This is a genomic window from Nonomuraea sp. NPDC003804, from assembly GCF_040610675.1.
Taxonomy (GTDB): Bacteria; Actinomycetota; Actinomycetes; order Streptosporangiales; family Streptosporangiaceae; genus Nonomuraea.
On record NZ_JBEXMT010000075.1, the window covers coordinates 1 to 3,146 of the forward strand.

Genomic DNA, 3,146 nt, shown 5'->3' on the forward strand with positions numbered 1-3,146 from the left:
GTACCAAAGTCGGCAAGCTCTATCTGCACTATCTCGCGTTCACGCGATGAGAGATAGACCGCCTTGAGGCGGCTCAGGTCCCAGATATGCAATTCCGTCGGAACGCCAGACACGATCGATCTGGATTCACGCCGGTAGCCCTTGCTCAGAAGCTGGTTGGAGAGCACATGTAGGCGAATACAGGAGATGGAATCACAATAGGAGCGCAACGTAGTCGCAAGTTCGTACGCCGGGCTGGACTCTGTAATTTCCTGATCCAGCCCATCGTTGAGCGACGCAGACACAAAGTTCTCCAGCCAGCCGCGCATCTGGTCAATCTCTGCGGTGGACAGGGAGCCTGCTTCCGGGTCGTCGTTCCACTTTCCTACGACCACCGAAATGGACCTGTCGGACTCATCGAGAGCGGAAAAGCCATGGATCTTGCTCTGACGCGACTTGGAGAGCTGCCGAGTATCGTCGGCAAGAATCATCTCGCCGAATGCCGGATCTTCCTGCAGCCTATCGGCAACTTCGGTCACGAATGCAAGTGTGTCGACAAGATGATCGGAGGCTGCGCGCCTTACCACCAGCTGCCGTAGCTCGATGCCAAACTCCGAGTCATCCATGTGCTGGGCTCCGAGCTGCACGGATTGAGTGGAGCGAGATGGAGTAACTCGCGGTGACGATGCCAGTAGGAACATCCGACTCGGTTATCCGGGGAAAGTCGCCTTCTACCTGGAACGTCTCCTCGGCAAGCGACTCATACGCAATTGAGTCGTATAGTGCGTGATGGACGTACCCCTCCGACAGAAGACGATCCCGGAATGTGCCGAGGGCGGTGGGACTGTCGGCCAGATGACTTTCAGCCTTCAGTACCAGTGCGTTCAACGTCCACGCTTGGGGCTCAGTCGGAGCTGCCTGTCGGAGTGTCCAGATGCTGAGGCTTAGAGCGCGATCAGACTGCAGTTGTTGAAGTGAGCTGATTGAGACGAGCTCTGCACTTGGGCTAACCGCCTTGATCTCGAATGACTCTGTGGAGAATATGTAGTCCTGATCGCTGCCGGTAGGTCCCAGCCAGGAGAGCACGATTTCATCAGACTGAAGTCGGCCTGCTTTTAATTGCTTCAGTAGGAATAGAAGCTCTGCCGTAAGGCCCTTGACTTCGTGCGGGTCAAGAAGGCCATCAGGACGAAGATTGAAGAGCTTCTGCCAAAGGCGAATTCGCGACACTGTCTCTGCTATGACCGCCTTATCGTCAGGGCAATCTGATATGGACTCGATCAGATCACAGCACAGTCTGGAGAAGACACTTCTCAGCTCAGCATCCTTGAGCCGAAGGAACATAAGCCACGATCCGACTTCTGGCCGTTGCTGGCGGAAGTAATCGATGGAATTTGAACGGATATCGACTGCAGGTGGGGGGGAGGTGGTCTCGACTGCAAACAGGAGGTTTCCAGACGAGTCCACTCCTCCGAACGTCCCGACTCGGGAGCTGTCATCCGTACGGAAGATGACGTGAGCATGCGACGATGGCGCTGCGGCTGCCTGACGAGTGACTGCAGAGTGCCACACCTCCTCCAAGCTACTATTCATCGGCGTCATCCTCGTCCTCACTCAGGCCAATGTTGTCTAGGTAGACCTTGTTCACTCTGTAGGTGACTGCAGTTGACTCGGTATCGGTGTAGGAAGGGAACGAAAGGCTGACGGCAACCTTGACGTCACCGCCCACGTCATCAACAGGAGCGGTCTTCTTCTTCGGGTCATCGCTCCCTGATTTCGCTTCGATCAGGTGGATGATGATTAGAGGCGAAGGCCGGTAGAGACGATAGGCTCCGCCAGGAATGGATTTGGTGCCAGTCTCCTGCTGTTGCTTCCACGCTTGCTCGGCTTCAGCGACTACCTCCGCTTCAAGACCTGCCCGTTCATCGCCCGCCTCGCCAAGGCGATGCTTGTTGATGCGCGCACTCGTTGCGGCCTTTGAGCGCAGACGCTCAAAGGACCTCTTGCGCGTGGTTGGCTGGGCGTGCGATCCATCTTTGAGGGCGATGGAGACGGCATCGACAGGGGCGCCGCTCCCTTGGACAACGCATACATCCCATTTATCCAGTGCCGGAACCCGGGCGTCCTTGATGAACGAGATCAACGGTTGCTCGCCTGTCTTTGCGTCAGGCAAGAATCCCTGATTGATTGGGGAAATTGTAAGTGCAGACAAGTACAGCGCAACATCGGCGGAACTCACGCTCCTCCACACGAATCTGTTGCTCTCTTCTGACGCAACTCCCAATCGACTGACGAACTCCGCAGTAGCTTCCAGGTTTCTCCGATTGACAGTGGAATCCCGCAGAAGTGCGGTCGTCTCGATCAGTGTGCTGCTGAACGAGACGCTCAGATCAACATCGGATGAGTTCCGCATTTTGTTCTTGGCGGTGACGAGCAAGAGCTTTGGATGGGAGCGTACTCGTATTCCGAAGCGGCTCGGTGGAAGGCGATTGACGTACATGTGGCGGAGGTCAGCTCTGAGTTCGGAGACAGCCTCGGCGATATCTGCAAACCAGTCCTGCGCGTCCTCATGCATCCACACGCGGCAGAGGTCATCATACCCAGTCCGATAGCCAAACCAGCGGGCCATCTGGAGAAGGGTGTCATAGGCTTTGGAGTGTCTATAGAAGTAGCTGACACATAGCCCCTCCAATGTCAGGCCACGCGAAAGCGTCAGTCCGCCGACCGCGATGACTCTGCGGCCCTTCTCGGTGTTCTTGTACTTCCGGTAGTTGAGCTTGCTCTCCAACTCGGTCTTCTGATTGATGGTCAGCACCTTGATGGAGGCAATGGAGTCATGGAGCTGCCGCCTCACGACATCCCAGGAGAACTCAACTGAGAGGTACTGATCATCGAAGACCCTTCGAAGATCCGCCAGAACAGGGTGCTTAGGCCAGAGATCATCCGCCGAAAGATACTGACGTACGTCATTCAGAACAGAGTAGAGATGCCCTTCAATTGATTCCGCTATCCGACCCTGCACGTCTGTAAATCGAGAGACATTGACGAGCATGGATCGATGTTTGAGTGGCTCTTCCCTGAGATCTCGAATCGCGCAGGATAGGAGGAAAGTCGAGACCGCGTCCTTGAGTGACTGGGGGAGCGAGTCGACTGCCAGCTCCTTGGTA

Annotated in this window: 3 protein-coding genes; all 3 read right to left on the minus strand. The window is 55.8% G+C overall.

Annotated features, from left to right (window positions below; translation table 11 throughout):
* The coding region (locus ABZX22_RS44755; protein ID WP_354923360.1) for a hypothetical protein at window positions 1-605 on the minus strand (605 nt) is incomplete at its 3' end.
* Entirely contained in the window at window positions 598-1,581 is a 984-nt protein-coding gene (locus ABZX22_RS44760) for a PD-(D/E)XK motif protein (RefSeq protein ID WP_354923363.1), read from the minus strand. The genes ABZX22_RS44760 and ABZX22_RS44755, both read right to left, overlap by 8 nt.
* Window positions 1,565-3,146 (minus strand): Z1 domain-containing protein (locus ABZX22_RS44765; protein WP_354923365.1); only part of this gene is annotated, 1,582 nt, incomplete at its 5' end. The genes ABZX22_RS44765 and ABZX22_RS44760, both read right to left, overlap by 17 nt.

Coding starts and splice junctions, on each gene's coding strand:
- ABZX22_RS44760 (WP_354923363.1), bottom strand. CDS start 1,581: ATGACGCCGATGAATAGTAGCTTGGAGGAGGTGTGGCACTCTGCAGTC.